Genomic DNA, 21,544 nt, shown 5'->3' on the forward strand with positions numbered 1-21,544 from the left:
TTGAATCTCATGACTAACATTTTGGGAATTATATGTTCACTAGTTCTGCTCCTTATTACCGCTATTTCCTGCTACCAGCTTGTGCATGCTGCTCTGGCCATTTTCGTCAGCAAAGCGAGATCAGGTTCATCCAGAACACGTACCACTCGGTTCTTAATTCTTATCCCGGCGCACAATGAAGAAGACGGTTTGCCGTACACGTTGAAAAGCCTTGCCGAGTTGCACTATCCAAAGCATCTCGCTCAGACCGTTGTGATTGCTGATAGATGTGCAGATGCAACTGCAAGTGTTGCTCGGGAGGGTGGAGCGCTCTGTTTGGAAAGGTCAGAGGGGCAAGGTGGGAAAGGCTCGGCGATGTCATGGGCCATGCAGCAATTGAAAAATGCCTCAATCGAGTTTGACGCGCTTGTGATCATTGATGCGGACTGTCTAGCTGATGCCCATCTACTGGAGGCATTTGATGATGCCTTGGTTGCGGGGCATGCCGTCCAGCAGGGGTATAACTATCTCTCGAATCCATGGGAAAGTCCGTTCACGCGAGTTATTGCCGTGACCAGTGTACTACGTAACTTCCTGTTCTATGGCGGGAAGGAAGCTTTTGGTGGCTCAGCGATGCTGAGTGGTACCGGAATGTGTCTCGGCCGGGAGGTTGTCGACCGCTATGGGTGGTCGGCATTTTCAGTAGCCGAAGATTGGGAGTTTTCGGTTTCGTTGCTGTTAAGCAATGTTCGAATCCATTTCAATCCGCTAGCCCGAGTGTTTGCCAAAGAGTCCAAAGGACTTAAGCAGGCTGCACATCAGCGGCTTCGATGGGCAACCGGAAAATATGCAGTCATGACAAATGGAGCACGACGGCTGTTCTTGCGAGGGCTCGCTGAACGTAGGATAGAGCTGGTTGATGGTGCACTTACTTTGGTTTGTCCAAATTATTCAAGTCAGGCTTCGATGGCCTTGTTTGCGGTCGGCTGCAGTCTGCTTGTCCACCATGAGCCGGCATGGAGTTTTTTGCTTCTATGGTCTGTCGGGGTGTTCGTCTCTCTTGCAGCGTATTTTGCGTTGGGAATCATGTATACGCAGTCGCCACTAAAAACTCTCGCGGGAATTCCATATATTGCAATATTTCTACCATGGCGCTTAGCGATCGAGATCCTGGGCTTTCTAGGGTTTGGGCGAAAAGGCTGGGGAAGGACATTTCGAGACACCGCCACCCGCCGTCATAAGACTTAGTCGAGCTGTTACAGAATTTGCTTCGGAAATGTTAGATGTCTAGTCTCACTTCCATCAGAATGCTCTCAAATTTGCGCCGCTTAGATGGGATCAAAACCGATCACTTCTGTGTAGTAAGTCAATATGCAGGCGATCAAGAAACGTTGGTTGGTGGTCTGCGTCTGTTCTTCTCTGCCATAGGGAAAGACGTCGTCGTGCTGACCGGTGGAACTTGGAGAGTTATTGGCATTTGCGTAATGAAGTCAATTTTACCATTCATGCCCTGTAAGGTCGTGGCAGTTGATTTCATATTGTCACGCCCTCATGGCTGGAAGCAGATCATTCTTGCTCGGCTCAAGCGGGTATTCCTGAGAAAGGTCGATCGATTCATTCTCCACTTTAAAGATACGCGTGCCTATGAGGAAATCTATGGAATCCCTCCCGCCAAGTGTGAATTCATACCATTCAAGGTCAATTATTGGGAAACGATGTCATCCGATGATCGATCGTCGGCGATGGAGGAGTATGTTTTTACCGCCGGGCGAAGCTATCGAGATTTTCCAACCTTTATCGAGGCGATGAGGAGAGTTGACCATCCTGGACTTCTCCTTTTCGAAGAAGCAGCGCTCCTAAAGAGGTCGGCCACCGACGTGGATCTTGCAAATCTGCCTGCCAATCTGGCTGTGACAAAGAATGAGGGAGAGCAGAGTTGGGTGCGGTACATCCGGCGAGCCAAAATTGTGGTGGTACCGTTGCTGCCCAGCACGATGTATGCTCCTGGGCTCAGCCTGTACCTTATGGCAATGGCGATGAATAAGTGCGTCATCGTTACAGAGGGGCTGGCTACCAGAGGGATGCTCACTGACGAAGCGGTGATTGTGGTGCCAAAGGATCCGGAGGCCCTGGCTGTGGCAATCCGTCGAGTATGGCAGGACGATGAATTGCGCAGAAAGACGGCTGAGGCTGGGAGGCGATACGCTGAAAAATGCGGCGGAGAGTCTCGACTACTTGAGGATATTGTGAAAGTGGCTGCCGAGTGTGCGCTCTCTTGAGTTCCCGCCAAGGACCATCTTTCAATTCGTGTAATTTCGGTAAGGGATTCGCCTTATGAGTCAGCTTAAGTTACATCTGGGGTGTGGAAAATCTGCGCTTCCTGGGCATATGGGAGTTGATATTAGCCCTCAGCCTGGTGTGAGTGTAGTTTGTGACTTATCCAGCCGGCCGTGGCCATTCGAGGATTCCAGCGTTGAGCGGTGTGTCTTGTTCAACCTCTTAGAGCATCTTCCTGATACCATTTTGGTCATGGAAGAACTCTGGCGTGTGACTAAGCCGGGCGGCATCGTGCATATTCAGGTTCCGTATTACAATTCTGCAGGCGCATTCCAGGATCCCACACACGTGAAGTTCTTCACTGAGCGAACGTTTGAGTATTTTACGGTAGATGGCGCGACCGAGCTAAGTCATTACAACTATTACTCGCGTGCTCGGTTTGAAATCGAACGGCTTGATTTTTACCAACGCTCTTTTTTGAAACGGCTGCCAAAGCGAATCCAGATTTTCTTAGGACATCACTTGGCCACGATACAAGCGCTGGATGTGGTGTTGAAGACGGTCAAAGCTTTGTGAGCAGCTTTGACCGTCAAGAGAGCAGCAGTGGATACTAGGGCGTCGTCACGCTTCGCAATGTGGGGCTTGCCGGCGGGCCAGGAGGCTGATCTGAGGAATTGCCGCCTCCAGGAATTGAGATGTGGAGATGATCAATAAAGTGACTCCAATCAACCGTTGGCATGGGATTGACAGTACCATCCCAGGTTTCTGACCAGACCCATTCATTAATGCCAAGGGAAGCGACATTCATGTTCGTATAATTTCCTGCCTGGACACCATTGACCCACCACCGTACGATTCCGTCTCTGGAGGTATTCGTGGTACTGGCCTTGATATAGGCTTCAATTTTCGTCCATGCGCCGACCGTTAGAATCCCTGGTCCGACATTAGGGAAACATGCCAACCCCATATCTAACGAGCACGTATGGCTATTGTCCAAGTTTGCACTATTATGGCTGTAAATTAATAGACCAGTTCCACCATTTAGAGCTGCGTTGTTGAATAAGAAGACCCCATTATTTTGTGGACCTCGAATAAAAAAGAGTTTATTGCCGACTTGACGGCCTTGGAATTGTGAATTAGTTTTCCACATTAACCCCACATACATCTGACGATGGACTTGCGGTGTTACGTAATTGAGCTGCATCCCGCCCGCTGAATTACCGGCATAAATAGTAGATTGCACTACATTTGTTGCTGAGACAGGAGCAGCTGAATCAGAGACGATTCTAGATGATGAATAGGCATCCAGAATTCCGCATCCGCTCACACTGTTGAACGGGCAATCCAGTACCACACTGGCTCCCGTTGGCTCATTCGTCCATACACCCGCGCTGTAACTCGACAGCGGGTTCAGAATGGGCGTCCATGTGATTATTAGCACCATGAATACCATCCATCCTCTCGATGTCTGCGATGCGGAGTTGTCTTCCATGATTAGTCTCCCAGTCGGATGTGGACACTCTATTGGTGTGTCAGCAGATGTAGGGCTTACTGTCGACGTGATTTCTCTAGCAGTGAAAAAGCCTCAATGGGCCGGCTCGATTAGAAAGTTGTAGGGCATAAATCGAGCAAGTTATGTGCCATCGAGTGCCTCACATTACAACAGGACCGAGAACCATGCAAATGCTTCGAAGTTAAGGAGTCACTTGTTCGTTAACCCTCTACCGGTTTGAAGTCTCGTCTTGGCTTGGTATTTGCCCTGTGGTCTTCAGAGGTCAGTGTGGAACAAAATCGTTACCTCTGAGCTAAGGTTTTTGCAGAGAGAACGTCATTTGTTCCTCAGAGGTGTAGCGGCGGTATGCGGTTCCGGATGTTTATGCGAGCGGTAAAGCGCTTGGCTGCGGGGGACTACATGGCTAGGTAACAGACGAGCACTATCCTGCGCTGGGTGGTCTTTGGATACTTCCTTATCGCGTAACGAATGAATATATCGTTTTCTGTGCCGAAGAAATGGCGACTCAATATATCGAAAGCTGAAATGCCCTAACGCGACCATGAGTAGGAAGAAAAACAGCGCCCAGGCGAGAGCCACATAGAAATTCGTGAGGCTCATGATGTGCTGATCAATGAATCGAGCCGCTCGAAACACAAGATTATAGTGAATGAGATAGATGGAGTAAGAATAGGCACCTGCATACCCTAGGTACTTGGAAAAGCCTCTGCTAGGTGGAGAGAAGGAGCTATCGTACCAGGCAATGGCGACCGCATAACTCGCACCCTCTATCGTAGGCAGAAGGACCCAAAGACTGCTGGGAGAGGGATATGCTGGAGCAGCCATAAATCCCCCCAGCGCATTGAAATATGCGTAGAAGCCTGCGAACGATCCCAGCCAAAGAACGACCATTCCATGGCGATGCGCGAGGTGTAGTCGAAATTGAAATGCCAACATTCCCAAAACGAATTGGTCGATACGTCCGATGATGGTCCAATATGCCAATGTCTGAACCTCGCCTGTACTTTGATGCATGATGGTACGAAATGCGATGGAAAGCAGTAGCACCGATGCAGGTAACCACCGGGAGTGTCTGAGCATCCATAATAAGAGAGGAAGGATGAGATAGTAGTGAAACTCGACGGTAATGGACCAGCCACCATTGGGCAGAGTAGGCAACAGGATTCCGGATGTCACGGTCTGCAGGAACGCACTCGGACTAGTCTTTCCCATAACAATGAGGTAGAGCCCGCTCGCTGCCGTGACGACTGTAAGTAGCGGCAGAAGGCGAAGTGCGCGGTTCCACAAGAAGGCTTTGTAGTCGATGGTTTTCCCATTCAGAAGCTTCGCAAATAGATAGCCGCTGAGGGTCATGAACAGTGCGACCCCAGTGTGTCCTTCATCGAAGAGGGAGAGCAGGAAAAGGTTCGGTGAGTAGTCAAAAGCGATGGGGAATCCGGTCGAGCCGTGAATGAAATGCCATGTGACAACTAAAAGCGCAGCGATCGCCCGTACATGATCCAAAGCGAGGTAGTGTTGTCCAGTTGAGGACTGCATGTGCGTTTGGACTCAATGACCCATTTGGGGCGAAGTAGCTTCCCTAGTTTCAGAGACTAGGTGTGTGGTGATTTGAGCGAAGCATATGTAGCCTAGTTGGGCTACGGCGGCAGGGGCGAAAACAGAATCACGTATAGCTTTTCGTGGGTCTCAAGGTCAACGGTAATCTCGCCTCATTGAGTGGTGATTGGAGCGTTCGCCCCTAACTCTCACCAGAAATCGTTGACGGATTAGACGTATTCTGCCATTCTTTTTTACGCGTCGGCCAGGCGCAATGTCGAGCGACGAAGGGAGTGACATGCCAAAGAAGACTCAGCGACAGATTGCAGTGGTGGGGTTGGGCTACGTCGGATTGCCGATCGCCGTCGCGTTCGGCAAGTACACAGCAGTGATCGGGTTTGATATCAATAAGACCAAGGTCGATGAGCTGAGAAAGGGGGTTGATCGGACGGGTGAAGTGTCCTCGCAGGATCTCAAAGCCAGCCGCGTTCGATACACATCGGAGCCCAGTGATCTGAAGGCTGCAGACTTTATCATTGTCGCAGTCCCGACCCCGATTAATGAGGCCCTTCAGCCTGATCTGACCGCCCTGAAGAAGGCCTCCGAGCTGATTGGAGCGAACCTTGCCTCCGGTGCCATTGTCGTATACGAGTCGACGGTCTACCCCGGTGCGACGGAAGAGGATTGCCTGCCGATTCTTGAAAAGGCATCCGGCCTCAAGAGCGGCATCGACTTCAAAATCGGATACTCCCCGGAGCGTATTAATCCCGGTGATAAGGAACACACTCTCGAGCGCATCATTAAAGTGGTGTCGGCGCAGGACGAAGAGTCTTTGGAAATCGTCGCCCAAACCTATGCACTCGTGGTGAAGGCCGGGATCCATCGGGCATCCAGCATCAAGGTGGCGGAAGCGGCGAAGGTTATTGAAAATACACAGCGGGATCTCAACATCGCCCTGATGAACGAGTTGGCCCTCATTTTCCATCGTCTGGGCATCGACACCAAGTCGGTACTTGAGGCGGCTGGTACCAAGTGGAACTTCCTGAAGTTCAATCCCGGGCTGGTAGGAGGCCATTGTATCGGCGTCGACCCCTATTATTTGACTGCCAAGGCGGAGTCGGTGGGGTATCATCCACAGGTTATTTTGGCCGGTCGGCGCATCAATAATAGTATGGGGAAATATGTCGCCGAACAGACCATGAAACTCTTAAGCCAGGTGGAACGCCCGGTGAGTGATCTGAAAGTCGCCGTGCTCGGGTTAACTTTCAAAGAAAACGTCCCGGATTTGCGTAACAGCCGCGTTCCAGACATCGTGAACGAGTTGAAGGAATATGGCATTCAGGTCATGGTTCACGATCCGCTGGCGGAGCCGGAAGAAGCCGTTGGGGAATATGGCCTGCGATTGTCTTTGTGGGATCAACTCAAACAATTGGACGGCATCATTTTGGCTGTGGCGCATCGCGAATACCTGCAGATGGGGGTGCAGGAGTTGCTCCGGCCGCTACGCAAGCAGCGCAACAATGTGGTGGTCGATGTGAAGAGTGTCTTGACTCCCGATGCCTTGCCGGGATCAGTGAAGTATTGGAGGTTGTAACCGTCTGCCGGTGGAACCCGAAGGAGTCTCCAACATCTTTCTCTCCCGACTGTCTGCTGAAGTCTCGTCGATCCGCCCGTTCCTCCAGGTGTCAGTGGCCTGATCCGGCGTCCTAGGGGTTTCCTTGGGAGCCGGATCGAGAAGCCCTTGCATTAAGGCCCAACCTCGTTTCTACCGAAAGAGGTTCGAGAAAGGGCTCCTTCGCGTGTTGTGCCATGCGAGAAACCAATTGTTGCATCTAATTGAGTTTGATATATGAGAGAGGTTGCAAACTTGCTGATCAGATCTATGGGTTCCTCCCTCTGCGCGGCCCGTCTTGCCGACAGCCGTTGGTTTCACGCCACTCCGTTCCTCACCCTTGCAGGTATAGGCGGAGCTCTCTTGTTCAGCGCCTGCGGCACCTTCAACTCTCCGGATGTGAAACGGGGCGATCAGCATCTGGCTGCCGGGAATTGGGAGGAGGCGAGCGTTGCCTATCGACAGGCGCTGAAGGACGATCCATTTGAACCCTCCTTGCAGAACAAATATGCCATCGCTAGAGAGCGAGCGGCGGCCATGCACGAAGAGCGGGGCCGGCAGTTGCTCAAGGAGCGTCAGCTGGAATCGGCCGCCGACGAGTTCAAACGCGCGTTGACGATTGAACCGACGAGCAAGGAACATGAGTCAGGGTTGACGGAGGCTCTGCGTCTCAAGGAGGCTCGGGATCGGTTTCGTGAGGCGGAACGTTTAGCTGAATTAGGGCGGCTCAGCGAGGCCATGGAGGGATATCGGCGCGCCGTCGAACTCGATCCCTCGTTCAAGGAGGCGCTGGAAGGGGTTGCGCGACTCTCGGAACTCCAACACGCGACCGATCGTGACGACCGCCAAAAGCAGCCCGTCACCCTGCAATTTCGAAATGCCGGTTTGAAAGAAGTGCTGGAAGCGCTGGGCAAAGCTGCGCGGGTCAACTTCGTGTTCGACAAGGATGTGCGGAACGACCCGGTCACCGTGTCGCTGGAAGACAAGCCGTTCGATGAGGCCTTGACGTTGGTGCTGAACAGCAACAGTTTGTTCGCGCAAAAGGCCGGTCCGGCTCTGTTCATTATCAGCCCCAACACCAAGCAGAAACAGGAACAGTACCAGGATTTGATGATCCGGACCTTCTACCTCTCGTCGGCGAAGGCCAAGGACATGGTGGCGCTCCTCAAAACGATGTTGGACGTGAAGCATATTCACGGCAATGAAGCGCTGAATACGATTGTGGTGCGAGACCAACCCGAAAAAGTGGAATTGGCGGAGAAGATCATTCAAGCGAATGATCGCGAGGATTCGGAGGTGCTGTTCGATGTGGAAGTGCTGGAGGTCAACAGGACGGTTGATCAGACCTATGGCTTGTCCTATCCGAAGCAGATCGCGGGAGCTCTGATCCCGCCCGGATTCGCCGGAACGATCGCCGGAGACATCGCCCAACAATTGACCTATCGGAACCTTGCGAGTCTGGGCAAGGACAGCTACCTGTTCAAACTGCCGACCAACGTGCAGTTGGATTTTTTCAAGCAGGTCACCGACGCCAAGACTCTGGCGGCTCCGAAGGTGCGTGTCATCAACAACAAGAAAGCCGAGGTCAACATCGGCGACAAACAGCCGATCCTGCTCTCGACCACCAACGTCCTGCCGGGGCAGGCCGCGACCGGAGCCGTGCCCACCACCTCGACCGTGACCTCCATCGAGTTCCGCGATACCGGCGTCAAGTTGACGGTGGAGCCTAATATCCATCTAGGGAATGAACTCTCGCTCAAGATGAAGATCGAGGTCATTCGGTTGGGAGATCAGGTGCTTCTGCAGGCCTCGCCGCCGATCACGCAGTTCAAATTCGGCAACCGATCGGCTGAAACGATGTTGAATGTGCGTGATGGAGAAACCATCGTGCTGGGAGGCTTGCTCCAGGAGGAAGACCGGCGAACGAAGGTGACTATTCCATGGATCGGGGACATCCCCATCCTTGGCAATCTGCTGAGCTCGTTCAAGACCCAGCGGGTCACGACGGAAGTGATCTTGACCATCACTCCCCATATCGTCAACCCGATGCGTCCTCCGAGCGTGCAAGCGCAGGCGTTCTGGTCGGGGACCGAGTCCGTTTATGCCACGTCGCCCTTGTTCGCGCCGCAGCCGAAAAAGGTTTCCGCACGTGTGCCTGCCGCCGGCGAGGCAGGCACCGTCTATCAGAAAAGCTCCGCGAAGAAGTCAAAGGGAGAAGCGTCCGTGCTGGAGCCCATTCCCTTATCCTTGGCCTTGACCATTCAACCGGCGGATACGGTGGTTCAGGTGGGAAAGGAGTTCCACCTCGACGTCATGGCGAAACATGTTCAGGGACTGGATACGGAAACCTTTACCTTGGACTTTGATCCGCAGGTCATCGAGTTTCGAGAAGCTGCGGAAGGGGAAGTGTTAGGCACCGAAGGTGGAAAGGCGGCCGTAGCCGTGGCCTCCCAGTCACCTGACGGGGTGGTGGAATTACGTCTGCACCGGTCCGCGACTGCGACGAAGGAAGACGGCCGCCTCCTCCGGCTTACGTTGATGGCCAAGGCTCCTGGGGTGACACCCTTGCGTCTCCAAGCCACAAAGCGAGATGGCGTCGGCACATCCGAGGGCATGGGCGAAGCCAAAGGAGTGGTGAGGGTGCGGTGAAACAGTCCGGCGTCACCCTGCTTGAACTGCTCGTCACCCTGACCATCCTCACGATTCTTGCCTCGGTGGCGCTGCCCTTTACCAAGGTGTCCGCCAAACGGACGAAAGAGATCGAACTCCGGCAAAACCTGCGCATCATTCGAGCGGCCATCGATACCTTCCATCTGGAATGGGCGCGAGACGGAGATACGCTCACCGGTCCGGCCTGTGTCAAGAATCGGTTGAGCTGCAAAGATGTGACCGGTCCCTATGGATATCCGAAATCCTTGGACGTGCTTCTCGGTATCAAGCTGACGGGGGAGCAAGCCAGCATCAAGGGGACGACAGTGAAGCGATATCTGCGCTCGATTCCCCCGGATCCCATGACGGGATCGCCGACGTGGCAGCTGCGTTGTTATCGGGATCCGGCCGGCGTAAAAGATTGGTGTGGAGAAGATGTCTACGATGTGTCGACACCCAGCCAAGAGGTCGCGCTTGATGGGACAAAGTACCGAGACTGGTAGAACCGTCTCGGCGCTGGCTTCGTCCCAGGGTTTTACGATCATTGAATTGATGATCGTGGTCACCATTGTGGGTATCTTGGCCACCTTGGCAGTCCCCTCCTATCAAGCCGCCATTATCAAGGCCAAGGAAGGCGCGTTGCGGCAGGATTTGTTTTCGCTGCGCGACGTTATCGATCAACATCGGGCCGATAAAGGGAAATATCCGGATTCGATCGCGGCCTTGGTATCTGCCGGTTATCTGCGTCGTGTTCCCACGGACCCCATGACCGGATCGGCTGACAGTTGGCAGGAAATGGTGAATGAGACGGAGGAGGGGATGGTCGACGTCTTCTCCGGGTCCGATTTAGTCGGCACCAACGGAGTTCCTTACAACCAATGGTAATGGCTATGTATACCCTGATGCGGCTGCCTCGTTCTTTCGCCCGTCGCTCCGTCAGCCTTCGATTCGGCTGGTGCGTGGCGAGTATATTGCTCGTACCGATCTGGGGGGGCTGCGCTCGAATGGAGACGGTTCCTGATGCGAAGCCGTCCGATCTCCAGGTCACCGTCGATCAACTGAAAATCGCAGTTCGCGATGCGCAACGCACGGCCGCCGACTTGCGGGCGGAGTTGGACGGACAACGGCAACAGTTGGCTGAGGTGGAACTGGAGCGGGCGCGACTTCAAGGGATGTTGCGCGAGACGGAACGGCGCTTGACGGAGGCACGCCAGATTATCGAGTTGCAACGAGAGGAACTCGCTTCTGCGCGAACGGAGCGGGAACGCATGGCGCACGCGCTCCGCTCTCTTCCTGCCAAACCGAGGCAGGCGTCGACGGGAGCGTTACCGCAGGCGCACAGTACCCACCCGGAGTCGATTCCTCGAACGATTACGATTCAGGCAGGGGACACCTTATGGGATCTTTCGCGTCGTCATAACGTAAGTATGGAAACTCTCCGTGTGCTGAATGGATTGCGGGATAGTCGCCTCTTGACCGGTCGGAAGCTCCGCTTGCCGGATCCTCCCTCATCGGAATCGACCACCGTACCGGCGGTGGCCCAATAGGCCGGCTGTCGAGAGACCTGTTTCATCGATCGCACCCATGGCTGTGTTCGCATATAGAGCGGCTCGCGCGGATGGCACCACCTTTGAGGGGCAAATCGAAGGTGAAGATGAGCAACTCGTCCGCGCCAAACTTGAATCCGACGGGTTGTTAGTCTTTCGCATTGCTCGGAGAGGCGCGGGGTTCGGTGTGCCCGGACTTATCGCCGCCCGCTGGGGCAAACTGCCGCTGCAGGATTTTTTGGTCTTCAACCAAGAGCTCCTGGCGTTGATCAAGGCCGGGTTGCCGGTGTTGCGGGTGTGGGACCTGCTGATAGACCGGACCCAACGCGCCCCCTTTCGTGAGGCCTTGAAGGCGGTGCGGCAAGACATTCGCGGCGGTCACTCCGCCTCCGAAGCTCTGGCCAAACACGCCACCTACTTTTCAGATCTGTATTTGGCCACGATACGTGCCGGTGAGCAGTCCGGCAATCTACCGGAGGTGCTGCAGCGCTACATCGCGTATCTCAAGCTGATGATCGGTCTGCGACAAAAAGTGAGCAAGGCGTTGGCCTATCCGGCGTTTCTGGTCGTCGTGGGCATCGGAGTCGTCGGATTCCTACTCAGTTACGTAATGCCTACCTTCGTGTCGGTCTATGGGGAATCGTCCGCTAGTCTGCCGGCGGCCACACGCATCTTGATTACCGTCATTCATGCAGGAGAGGCGCAGTTGATCCCGGTGGCCGTGGTTCTGGTGGGAGCGACGGTCCTCGGGCGGGCCTGGTATCAGACATCGGCTGGCCGGTTGGCGGTGGATCGGCATCTTCTGCGGCTGCCGCTGATCGGGCAGATCCTCGTGCAGCACCATACGATCCAACTGACGCGCACCTTGGCTACGGTGTTGGCCGGAGGAACACCCCTGGTCGAGGCGCTGGAAATCGCTCGCAGCGCCGTTTCAAACCGGTTCGTCTCCCGAGGCCTTGTATCGGCGGTGAATGAGATCCGCGAGGGGAGTACGCTGGCAGCGGCCATCGAGCGACCGCACATTCTGCCCAAACTCGCGATCGAGATGTTGTCGGTGGGGGAAGAAACCGGGTCGTTGGAGCCGATGTTGCGGGACGTGGCCGAATTTTATGAGGGGGATCTCGACGTGCGACTCAGTCAGTTGACCACGTGGATCGAACCGATTCTGTTGCTCGTCATGGGACTCCTTGTGGGAGGCATCGTGATCATCATGTATCTGCCGATCTTCCAGATGGCCGGGACCATTCAATAACAGGTAGTCTATGACACACCCTGAATTTATCGTTTGGCACTCCGCCATGGTTCGGAGGATGTTCGTATGATCATGCAGCGTCATCTTACTCGGCCGTCGCTCGCCGATGTGTTAGTCCGCGAAGGCATTCTGCCGAAGCGGACCGTGGACCAGGCCGTGGCTCGTCTTGGAGGAAACACGCCGAACCTGGGCCAAGCCCTCGTCGAGGAAGGCACCATCTCGGAGACACAACTGGCGCAGGCCTTGGCCGCCCAATTCGGACTTCCCTCTGATCCGCTCACCGGCTTCCGGGTGGACTCGGAGTTCTATCACACCATTTCCGTGAAATTGATGCGGCGCCATCCCTTCGTACCGGTCAAGGAAGAGAACGGGGTGTTGACCATCGCGATCTCCGATCCGCAGAACTTGCTTGCGCTCGATGAGTTGGAAATTCTCCTCAACCGGCCCCTGCGGTACGTCGTGAGTTCCCGTACGGCCATTCAGGCGGCTTTGGAGCGTAGCGAAGGATCGAGCCAGGCCCTGCGTGAACTGGAAGCAGAGTACCGTTCAGTCCTCGTGAAGGAGGATGAGCGGGGAGAAGAGGTGCTGACCGTCGATCATTTCGGCGAAGACCAAAGCCCCGTCGTCAAACTGCTGGACACGATTCTCTTGAGCGCCATGCAGCGTCGAGCCAGCGACATTCATATCGAGGCAACCGACCGGGCCACGACGGTCAAGTTCCGTGTGGACGGGATTCTGGTCTCGGCGATGGATCCACTGGACGTCAAACTTCACCCGCCCCTCGTGTCCCGCCTGAAGGTCATGTCCGACTTGGATATCGCCGAGCGGCGGGTGCCGCAGGACGGCAGCTTTCGCATGCGCCTGGATCGTAAAACCGTGGACTTCCGGGTGTCGATCCTCCCCAGTGTGTTCGGTGAGTCTGTGGTCATCAGAATTCTGGACCGCGAGGCCATCACGACCGGCGTCTCGAGCCTGCGATTGGACCGTCTGGGCTTCAATCCCGAAGATCTCAAGCGCTTTCGCCGTGCCATTACACGGCCCTATGGCATGGTGCTGGTGACGGGCCCGACCGGCAGCGGCAAGACCACCACGTTGTATGCCGCCATCAGCGAAATGAACATCCAAGAAGACAAGTTGATCACGATCGAAGATCCTGTGGAGTATCAGTTGCCCGGTGTGGTGCAGATTCCGGTGAACGAGAAGAAGGGCCTCACGTTCGCGCGAGGCTTGCGGTCGATCTTGCGGCACGATCCGGACAAGATCATGGTCGGAGAAATTCGCGATGCCGAGACTGCGCAGATCGCCATCCAATCGGCGCTGACCGGTCACCTGGTGTTGACCACCGTACATGCCAACAACGTCTTCGACGTCATCGGTCGGTTCGCCTCGATGGGCATCGATTCCTATAACTTTCTAGCTGCGTTGACCTGTGTCCTGGCGCAGCGGCTGATTCGCGTGATTTGTCCCGACTGCCGCCACCAGGTGACGCTGGATCAGGCGCTGGCCGAGGAGTCCGGTCTCGACTATGAGCACTACAAGAGTCAACCGTTTTATGAGGGAAAAGGCTGCTCGGAATGCCATGAGACCGGCTATCGAGGCCGAAAGTGTATTACGGAGTTCTTGGACCTGACCGACGAAATCAAGGAGATGATCCTGGCCGATCGGGCGCTCTCCGAAATCCGCTATCGCGCGGTGACGGATGGCATGATTACCCTTCGACAATCGGCCGTGAAGAAGGTGCTGGCCGGCGAAACCACGCTGCGTGAAATCAACCGTGTGACGTTCAGCGAAGAGCGTTGACCCATGTGGGATTGGATCACCAGTCGACCGCAGTACTGCCTCAAAATCGGCGCGCGCGATCTGGCGTGGGCGGAAGTGCATCGGAACTGGCGCGGGCGGCCCCGGTACCAATGTGTCGTGTCGGCCTTGCCCGAGGGCGTAATGCGGCTGTCTCCGTTGGAGCAGAACATCGTCTCGCCCGAGGAGTTGCAGTCGCACATCCGGGCCATCGCCGGTTCCGCTGCGTCGCAGTCGGCGTCGCGTCCCTCGGCGGCCGGGGTTCCTCGCGCCGCCACGATCATTTTGCCCGACTTGGCCGTGCGTTTGGCGATCTTGCGCTTGCAGGACTTGCCGTGGAGTTCGGAAGAGCGTGACGCCTTGGTGCGATGGAGGCTCGGCCAGGAGCAATTGTTGTCGCTGGCGGGTGCCAAGGTCTTCTCGCAAGTGTTATCCGAACCGGCCGGCGCCAGTGACGGTCCTTGTACGGTTCTGGCTGTGGTGGTGCAGGAGACGGTGCTGGCCCAATATGAAGCCGTATGTGAAGCGGCGGGGCTGATTCCGCAGGAGGTGGACGTCGCGAGTCTTCGCCTCTTCAATCTGTGGGCGCATGGGGCTTGGCAAGCGGGTCGTCTGACGGCGGATTTTCTCTGGGTGAACGCAACCGACGGCTGTGTCACCGCCTTTATTTTTCATAACGGCGCGCTCGTCTTCTTGCGTTCCAAGTTGCAGGGTGGGGCCGGAAGCGGAGCCTGGGCAGGAGGCGGGCAGGCGAGCATCGACCGTATCGTGCAGGAATGTGCCGACTCCATTTATGCTTGCCAACAGCAGACGCCGGATTTGGCCATCACCCAGACGGTGCTCGTGGCGGATGAGCTGATCGACGCAGGGTTGCACCAGCAATTGGAGAAGGGGCTGGGCGTGCCGGTGAAGGGGCTGGAGTGGGACCGTGTCCGTCAGTATGGCGGAGGCGCCATCGCCGGTCCGCAAACGAGTGCCGCCTTGTCGGCGATCGCGGGGGTGGTGTAGGGGATGTCGTTGGGAGCCCTGGCAGGGTCTGTGCGGGATCTGTTGTTGCGTCTGGGGCAACCTTCGGCCAAGACCGGCCTCTTCACCATCAACATGAGCAACCGTTACCGGTGGTACCTGGCTCCGGCCAGACTGTTCATCATGGTCATGGCCGGGATACTCGGCGTGGTGATGCTCTGGGACGTGTCCCAAGCCTGGTTGGTGTGGCAGGAGGTCGAAGCCATGGAGTCGGCCTTGAATCAGGTGCTGGATCGGGACCGTGAATTGCTGAAGGAGGCGCAGCAGCAGGGTATCGAGCTGTCGGAAACGTCGCTCCAGGTGTTGCCCAAAGAAATCGAGTTCGCCAATCAGTTGATCGAGAAACGCAGTTTTTCCTGGACCAGGTTTTTGACGGAATTGGAGCGGGCCATTCCTCAGCGTATCGCCGTGAACAGCATTCGCCTCGATCCCGCCAATTCCACGATCATGCTGACCGGTTCAGCCAGGGCCTTGGAAGACGTCACCACCTTGACCATCACGTTTCAGGACCATCCGCAATTCAAGGATCCAGTGTTGGGCCAGCATCGCGATCTGGGCAATGGCTTGGTCGAGTTCGATCTTTCGTTGCGGTATCGGAACCATAACCCATGATGATCCCGGGATTCGAGCGGTTCCAAGATGTTTGGCGGCAACCCTACGCGCCGATCCTCCCTTGGGTGGGGTTCGTGCTGAGTTTGTGTGTGGTGAGCTACGGCATTCACAGTTTCGTGTTGGGAGCGGCCGAGCAGGAGAAGGTCCGGCTCGAATCGGAATGGGTGAAGGCGCGCCACCAGTTGACCCGCCACAAGGAGGCCAAGAAAGCCAAGATGGACCTGCAGCGGGTGTGGGCGGTCTTACCCCTGTTTCGCGACTTTGCGCCCTTGGCCCTCGGTGTGACGGAAGAGGCCAAACGTGATCAAGTCACCTTGCCGGCTCTGTCCTATAAGACCGAGAAAACGGCGGTGCCGGATGCGACCAAGGCCGTGCTGCAAGGGACCGTCACCGGCCGCTACGAGGATTTGCGGCGGTTTCTGTACAATCTCGAATCAGCGGAAGAGTTGTTGTTCATTGAGGACCTGAACCTGGTCCGGTCAGGCAACGTGCAAGATCAATTGTTGACCTTCAACATTCGGATCTCGACCTACCTCAGGGGGGAACACCTCCAGGCGCCGGCGCCCTGATTGTTATGAATCGAACCAATAAGAATCAGGTCATGGTGCTCATGAGCTTGGTCGTAGGTTGGGTCGGGCTCCTGATCTGGCAATTCGGCCACTCCGACGAGCCGGCTCATGTCCCCTTGAAGAACGTTCGTGGGACGAAGGTGGTGGGGAAGGCGGCGAGCGTCGCCGCGCCCGTGACCCTGCAAGTGAATCTGGATCGGTTGGCGGCCATCAAGGGGCAACGCGAAGCGACATTCTCGACCCCGCGGAATATCTTTGCCAGCCTCACCCCTCCGGTAGAACCGCCGCCCCCTCCACGGAAGGGGCGAGCCCGTCCTCAACCGAAGGTCGAGGCGCCCGCGGCCCCTCCAGAGCCCGAGGAAGAACCGGTGGTCGAGGGGCCCAAGGGGCCGACGGCCGAGGAGATCGAGCGACTGCGGATTGCCACGGAACTGAATCAATTCCGGTACGTGGGGTTCATGACCGTAGGAGACGGCCCCCAAAAGAAAAAGACGATGGCCGTTCTGGTAAAGAATGAGGAGATGCATCTCGTGCAGGCCGGCGAGACCATCGGTGGGGAGGTGCTCGTCAAGGCGGTCTCGGCGTCGGAAATCACCCTGCAAGACGTGGGGTCCAAGATTACCCAGGTGATTCCGGTGACCGATGAACCGAGCGCGCCTGATCAACCGACCCAGTGAAGCAAGCCTCTCGCCGCCGACCCTGAATTCATGACAACCGGCCCTTTCCATATCCGCAACAACCGAGGGGTCACCTACCTGGCGCTGATGTTCATGATCGTGCTGATCGGCCTTTCGGCCTCAACGGCGGCCAAACAATGGAGGGTTATGGTGCAGCGGGAGAAGGAAGCGGATCTCATGGCCAAGGGGATCGAAATCCAGAACGCCCTGGCCCTCTATTCGGCCTCCATGAAGGTCGGGCGCATCATGACGACGGAAATTTACCCCCAGACCCTCACGGATCTGACGCGAGTGCCCAAACCCTATTTGCGCAAAATCTATCGGGATCCGATCGACGGAGGAGACTGGGAATATGTGCGGGCGCCGACCGGCGGTATCATGGGGGTCCGCAGCAAGAGCAAGGCTAAGCCGATCAAGGAGCGTGATTTCCCATTGTCGATCCGGCACTTCGAAGGCCGCAAGACCTACCACGACTGGATTTTCCAGCATCCCAACCCCTCGTCCCAGTCCATGTTGATGCCGCCCATGATGGGCCTCTCTCCCGGCGGGATGCCCATGCAGCCTGGTGCGGGCGGTCCCGTTCCCGGCGCTCAGCCGCCCGGCGGACCAGGCCAGCCCGGCGCCGTTCGCAACCCTTGACCGGACTCCAAACCCCACAGTATCCTGTCGCGCGACAGAGTACGCGTCTTCTTCCACCCTCTTGAGCGATACGCGGCGCCTTCGGGTGCCACGCGGTCCGACGGCAGGAATTCACGACATGGAACAGGATCTCACCCAATCCCCCGCGACGGAACAACCGGCTGCGCCGGAGCCTCTCTCCCCTGAAGACTATGTAGCGACGGTGGTCACGAAAGCGAAGGGCGCGGCTGGCCGCCTGGCCAGCCTCTCGACCTCGGTGAAGAATCAGGCCCTGCAGGCCATGGCCGATGCGCTGGAGGAGCACGAGGCGGAACTGCTGGCCGAGAATGAGAAGGATCTCGAACAGTTCGACGCCACGCCCGAACGAAAGGCCATGGGTGATCGGCTTCGGCTGACGGCCGAGCGCATCAAGGGCATGGCGGCGGGCATTCGAGACATTGCCCGGTTGCCCGACCCTTTGGGCGAAATGCCGAAGATGTGGACGCGGCCGAACGGGATGCAAGTGGGCCGGATGCGTGTGCCCATCGGGGTCATCGGCATCATCTATGAGGCGCGCCCCAATGTGACGGCAGACTCGGCGGCCCTCTGCCTCAAGTCGGGAAACGTCTGTATCCTCCGCGGCGGATCGGAAGCCATTCACTCGAATACGGCCGTTGCCCGGATTCTGAGTGAATCGGCCGAAAAGGCCGGGGTGCCGGCCGGGGCGATTACCTTTGTCGATCGTCCGGAGCGGGAGGTGGTACATCTTCTGCTCAAGCAGGATCAGGCCATCGACCTTCTCATCCCGCGGGGCGGCGAGTCGCTCATGAAGACCATCGCCGAACACGCGACGATCCCAGTCCTCAAGCACGACAAGGGCGTCTGTCACATTTATGTGGATGCCGATGCCGATCCGGTGGAAGCGGAGCGCATTTGCCTCAATGCGAAGGTCCAACGTCCCTCGACCTGCAACGCGATGGAAACCCTCTTGGTTCACCAGAGTATGACGCGTCTCTGGATTCCGGCCCTGGTGCAGAAGCTGACCGACGCCAAGGTCGAGGTCCGCGGTTGTCCCAAGACGATCCAACTCTGTCCGGAGGTCAAGGAAGCGGCGCCGGACGATTTCGGGCGGGAGTTTCTGGACCTCATTCTAGCCATCAAGATCGTCAAGAATATGGACGAGGCACTGGAGCACATCGCGACCTACGGCTCCAGACATACGGAGGCGATCCTCACCAAGGATTACCCCAGGGCGATGCGATTCGTGCGAGAGGTCGATGCGGCTGCCGTATTGGTGAATGCCTCCACGCGACTCAACGACGGGTATCAGTTCGGCTTGGGGGCTGAAATCGGCATCAGCACCTCGCGTCTGCACGCCCGCGGCCCGATGGGATTGGAAGAACTGACCTGCTTCAAGTTCGTGGTCCTCGGGAGCGGCCAAATCCGCGAGTAGATGCCGCTCGACCACGCGATAACGACCATCCTCAGCCATCCCGGGACTCTGGCCTTTCCGTCCAACCGTGCGGCCCTCCAGGCGGCCGCGGTTACCACCGTGCGCCGTGCGACCGGACATCTGATCGTCTATGGCGACCATGGTCGTCGCCTGCTGGCAACCGATCCGGGCGGACATCCATTGCACGAATGCGAGTGGGGTACGGAGGGGAGCAACCTGCGCCTCACGCGCGCCAGGGTGCAACTCGACTGGGGGGCCTGGGTGGGCCTGGTTCCCGGTGGGCTGGTCAACGAGATGGGCCTGGACCTGTCGCGGAAGCCGGGCTGGCAACGCTTGCGGGCCGACGATCTGCGCGGGATGGCGGCGCAGGCCCTCGAGGTGCCGCTGGACGAAATCCGATTCTTCTATAGCGATCAGGATATGACGATCAACGTGAAGGGAACAGCGACGATCCGTCATCGCAAGGACGCCATTTTTTTCCTGCCGGGCGGCACGTTCGACGAGGCGCGGTTCATGGCTTGTATGGGAGCCATGCATTGGGAAGCCATCGACTTTCTGCCCGTCGTCGAACTATTCCTCTCTCTGCTGCCCGGAACAGGCTCGGCCCTGTTCGAGCTGATTCGGGGGCTGTACGACGATCAGAACCAGGGCACGACGTCACCGCGTATCCTGCGCTATCGGGGCATTCCCACCTATCCGTCCGAGGCGGCCTATCGCCTCTTCAGCCAGTTCTTCGCGCCGCAGCTCACCGGCGGGGGCAATCCCTTTCCGCTGTTTATGGATCCGCCGCGTTCACACATGGTGACCTGGACCCCGGTGGCGGACCCGCCGAGACGTTACATGGAGCCATCGCACCACCTCTGTGTGACGATCCAGGGGCGGCGGATGTTGAAGGCCACCTGCTGGGACGATGCGGCGGGGCTCTCCTATCATCCCCTGGACCGGGCTGGGCTCGCGCCTTGCCGACGAGGGTTGGCAATCGAGGGAGAGCAGGTCCTGTTGACGGACGGAAACGCTGTCAAGCCGATTCCGCTCCAAGCCGGGTGGGGGCCGGTCACCGAACCAGCGCCAAGCGAGCCAGCGCCCTCTTTCATGAATTGGCAGGAACTGTTCAGCGTGGCTCCGCCGTCGGTCAGCCCGTCGGAGGCGTTCGGCGCCGTCCTCCTGTATCCTGAGGATGAGCAGGAGATCGGGGAGTTGCCGACGCAGCCCTTCGTGGCCGACTATCTGCAAGACCTCATCGAGCAGGATCGCACGTTGGCCGTGCGCGTCGCGCGCGCGGGGCGGCAGTTGATCAGGGGATTCGATGCCGCCGTCACCGCCTGCCTGCCGAGCGACCGCCCCCGGGCCTGTACGGTGTTGTATCGTCATCCCGCGTTTGCGCAACGACAGGCACAGGCCCTCTGGAATCTCTGGGCTCGTGCCCAACGACTCGATTGGCTGGCCCAGGTTCGCATGAAACCCTGTGACGAGGGTACCGGGCAGGGTGCGGCGGAGCGGTATGATTTGGCCCATGACTGGATTCCCTTCGCCCATTACGAGCAGCCGGAGGCGCTCACCGCCGACCTGCGCTCGTTGGCGGATGTGCTGTCATCCGGGGCAACGGCGTTTCTGGTGGGGCCTCGAAGCGTCCCGGATTTCAGTCGTGCGGTCGGGCTTGTTGTGCAAGCCATTACACCCGTGGCCGACCTTCCGACCTTCCGAATGCACCAGAGTGTCTTGCCGCGTGCGCGACTCAAACCAGGGGTGATCCTGTACCAACTGACTCTACCGTGATGCCAGGGCCGTCTGGTCGGTCACGACGAGGGGCGGCTACAGTCTTCGGGAAGAGTCTGTTACAATTCGCCGCCGGGCTGAGGGGGCTTGTGGCCGCCTGGCTCCCGATGAAAGGAGCATCCTGCGCATGGGGCTGCAACAGATTCGCACAGTATGGTTCGCACAGGGCGCCCGGCGCGGGTTGCGTTGCTGCGGAGGATTTTCCTTCATCGAAGTCATGATCGTGGTGGTGATCCTGGCGATCCTGGCCACGCTGCTGATTCCACGGGTGATGGGAAGGACAGAGGACGCCAAGCGTGCTGCCGCCAAGGCGCAAATCGCAAACATCGAAAGCGCTCTGCAATTGTATAAGCTCGACAATGGCAACGTCCCCAGCACCGAGCAGGGATTGAAGGCGTTGGTCGAACGGCCTGCCTCCGGCCCGGCGGCTCCGAACTGGAAGGCGGGCGGGTACCTGGCCAAGGTCCCGGTCGATCCCTGGGGGAACCCCTATAAATACGCCACGCCTTCGTCGCAAGGCGGGGAGTTCGAAATCATTTCCTTCGGCGCCGATGGCGCAGCCGGCGGCGAGGGGAAAAACGCCGATATCGTCAGTTGGGATCTCGACCGCAACTAGCCCTCCTCCGTTCCCCGCTCGAACCTGCCTCCCTC

Annotated in this window: 20 protein-coding genes; 18 read left to right on the plus strand and 2 right to left on the minus strand. The window is 57.4% G+C overall.

What is annotated here, in order from left to right:
• The first annotated feature begins 9 nt into the window (after positions 1-9).
• Genes HRU82_18395 through HRU82_18405 form a run of 3 tightly spaced genes read left to right on the plus strand, consistent with a single transcriptional unit; the run spans position 10 to position 2,832 of the window.
• Entirely contained in the window at positions 10-1,227 is a 1,218-nt protein-coding gene (locus HRU82_18395) for a glycosyltransferase family 2 protein (GenBank protein ID QOJ36795.1), read from the plus strand.
• Between the two features lie 35 nt (positions 1,228-1,262).
• On the plus strand, positions 1,263-2,258 hold the full coding sequence (locus HRU82_18400) for a glycosyltransferase (protein ID QOJ36796.1): 996 nt from the start codon (positions 1,263-1,265) through the stop codon (positions 2,256-2,258).
• 55 nt (positions 2,259-2,313) lie between these two features.
• Entirely contained in the window at positions 2,314-2,832 is a 519-nt protein-coding gene (locus tag HRU82_18405) for a class I SAM-dependent methyltransferase (protein ID QOJ36797.1), read from the plus strand.
• Positions 2,833-2,866: 34 nt separating this feature from the next.
• Here HRU82_18405 and HRU82_18410 read toward each other — a convergent pair whose 3' ends face one another.
• A complete protein-coding gene (locus tag HRU82_18410) occupies positions 2,867-3,748 on the minus strand; it encodes a hypothetical protein (protein QOJ36798.1) in 882 nt (293 codons plus the stop codon).
• A gap of 336 nt (positions 3,749-4,084) precedes the next feature.
• The gene (locus HRU82_18415; GenBank protein QOJ36799.1) at positions 4,085-5,305 is read right to left on the minus strand and encodes an acyltransferase; all 1,221 of its coding nucleotides are present in this window, start codon (positions 5,303-5,305) and stop codon (positions 4,085-4,087) included.
• Between the two features lie 298 nt (positions 5,306-5,603).
• Between HRU82_18415 and HRU82_18420 the strand changes: the two genes are divergently transcribed.
• The 15 genes from HRU82_18420 to gspG all read left to right on the plus strand — a co-directional run bounded on the left by HRU82_18420 (position 5,604) and on the right by gspG (position 21,509).
• On the plus strand, positions 5,604-6,899 hold the full coding sequence (locus tag HRU82_18420) for a nucleotide sugar dehydrogenase (protein ID QOJ36800.1): 1,296 nt from the start codon (positions 5,604-5,606) through the stop codon (positions 6,897-6,899).
• A gap of 273 nt (positions 6,900-7,172) precedes the next feature.
• On the plus strand, positions 7,173-9,566 hold the full coding sequence (locus HRU82_18425) for a hypothetical protein (GenBank protein ID QOJ36801.1): 2,394 nt from the start codon (positions 7,173-7,175) through the stop codon (positions 9,564-9,566).
• The gene (locus HRU82_18430; protein ID QOJ36802.1) at positions 9,563-10,069 is read left to right on the plus strand and encodes a prepilin-type N-terminal cleavage/methylation domain-containing protein; all 507 of its coding nucleotides are present in this window, start codon (positions 9,563-9,565) and stop codon (positions 10,067-10,069) included. Before HRU82_18425 ends, HRU82_18430 begins: the two co-directional genes overlap by 4 nt.
• Entirely contained in the window at positions 10,044-10,451 is a 408-nt protein-coding gene (locus tag HRU82_18435) for a prepilin-type N-terminal cleavage/methylation domain-containing protein (protein ID QOJ36803.1), read from the plus strand. The genes HRU82_18430 and HRU82_18435 overlap by 26 nt, the downstream gene beginning before the upstream one ends.
• Positions 10,452-10,570: 119 nt before the next feature.
• The gene (locus tag HRU82_18440; protein ID QOJ36804.1) at positions 10,571-11,113 is read left to right on the plus strand and encodes a LysM peptidoglycan-binding domain-containing protein; all 543 of its coding nucleotides are present in this window, start codon (positions 10,571-10,573) and stop codon (positions 11,111-11,113) included.
• Positions 11,114-11,150: 37 nt separating this feature from the next.
• A complete protein-coding gene (locus HRU82_18445) occupies positions 11,151-12,365 on the plus strand; it encodes a type II secretion system F family protein (GenBank protein QOJ36805.1) in 1,215 nt (404 codons plus the stop codon).
• Between the two features lie 66 nt (positions 12,366-12,431).
• Positions 12,432-14,165, plus strand: a complete 1,734-nt coding sequence (gene tadA / locus HRU82_18450; protein ID QOJ36806.1) for a Flp pilus assembly complex ATPase component TadA — start codon at positions 12,432-12,434, stop codon at positions 14,163-14,165.
• Between the two features lie 3 nt (positions 14,166-14,168).
• A complete protein-coding gene (locus HRU82_18455; protein QOJ36807.1) occupies positions 14,169-15,170 on the plus strand; it encodes a hypothetical protein in 1,002 nt (333 codons plus the stop codon).
• Positions 15,171-15,173: 3 nt separating this feature from the next.
• Complete coding sequence (locus tag HRU82_18460; protein ID QOJ36808.1) at positions 15,174-15,800, plus strand: PilN domain-containing protein; 627 nt, start codon at positions 15,174-15,176, stop codon at positions 15,798-15,800.
• A complete protein-coding gene (pilO, locus tag HRU82_18465; GenBank protein ID QOJ36809.1) occupies positions 15,797-16,369 on the plus strand; it encodes a type 4a pilus biogenesis protein PilO in 573 nt (190 codons plus the stop codon). Before HRU82_18460 ends, pilO begins: the two co-directional genes overlap by 4 nt.
• Positions 16,370-16,401: 32 nt before the next feature.
• Complete coding sequence (locus HRU82_18470; GenBank protein ID QOJ36810.1) at positions 16,402-17,046, plus strand: hypothetical protein; 645 nt, start codon at positions 16,402-16,404, stop codon at positions 17,044-17,046.
• Between the two features lie 30 nt (positions 17,047-17,076).
• Positions 17,077-17,685, plus strand: coding sequence for a type II secretion system protein (locus HRU82_18475; protein ID QOJ36811.1), 609 nt, complete (start codon positions 17,077-17,079; stop codon positions 17,683-17,685).
• Positions 17,686-17,803: 118 nt separating this feature from the next.
• The gene (locus HRU82_18480; protein ID QOJ36812.1) at positions 17,804-19,117 is read left to right on the plus strand and encodes a glutamate-5-semialdehyde dehydrogenase; all 1,314 of its coding nucleotides are present in this window, start codon (positions 17,804-17,806) and stop codon (positions 19,115-19,117) included.
• The gene (locus HRU82_18485; GenBank protein ID QOJ36813.1) at positions 19,118-20,893 is read left to right on the plus strand and encodes a hypothetical protein; all 1,776 of its coding nucleotides are present in this window, start codon (positions 19,118-19,120) and stop codon (positions 20,891-20,893) included.
• 127 nt (positions 20,894-21,020) lie between these two features.
• Entirely contained in the window at positions 21,021-21,509 is a 489-nt protein-coding gene (gene gspG / locus HRU82_18490; GenBank protein QOJ36814.1) for a type II secretion system major pseudopilin GspG, read from the plus strand.
• Positions 21,510-21,544 lie beyond the last annotated feature (35 nt).

Origin of the sequence: Nitrospira sp., assembly GCA_015709715.1 — a bacterium.
Taxonomy (GTDB): Bacteria; Nitrospirota; Nitrospiria; order Nitrospirales; family Nitrospiraceae; genus Nitrospira_A.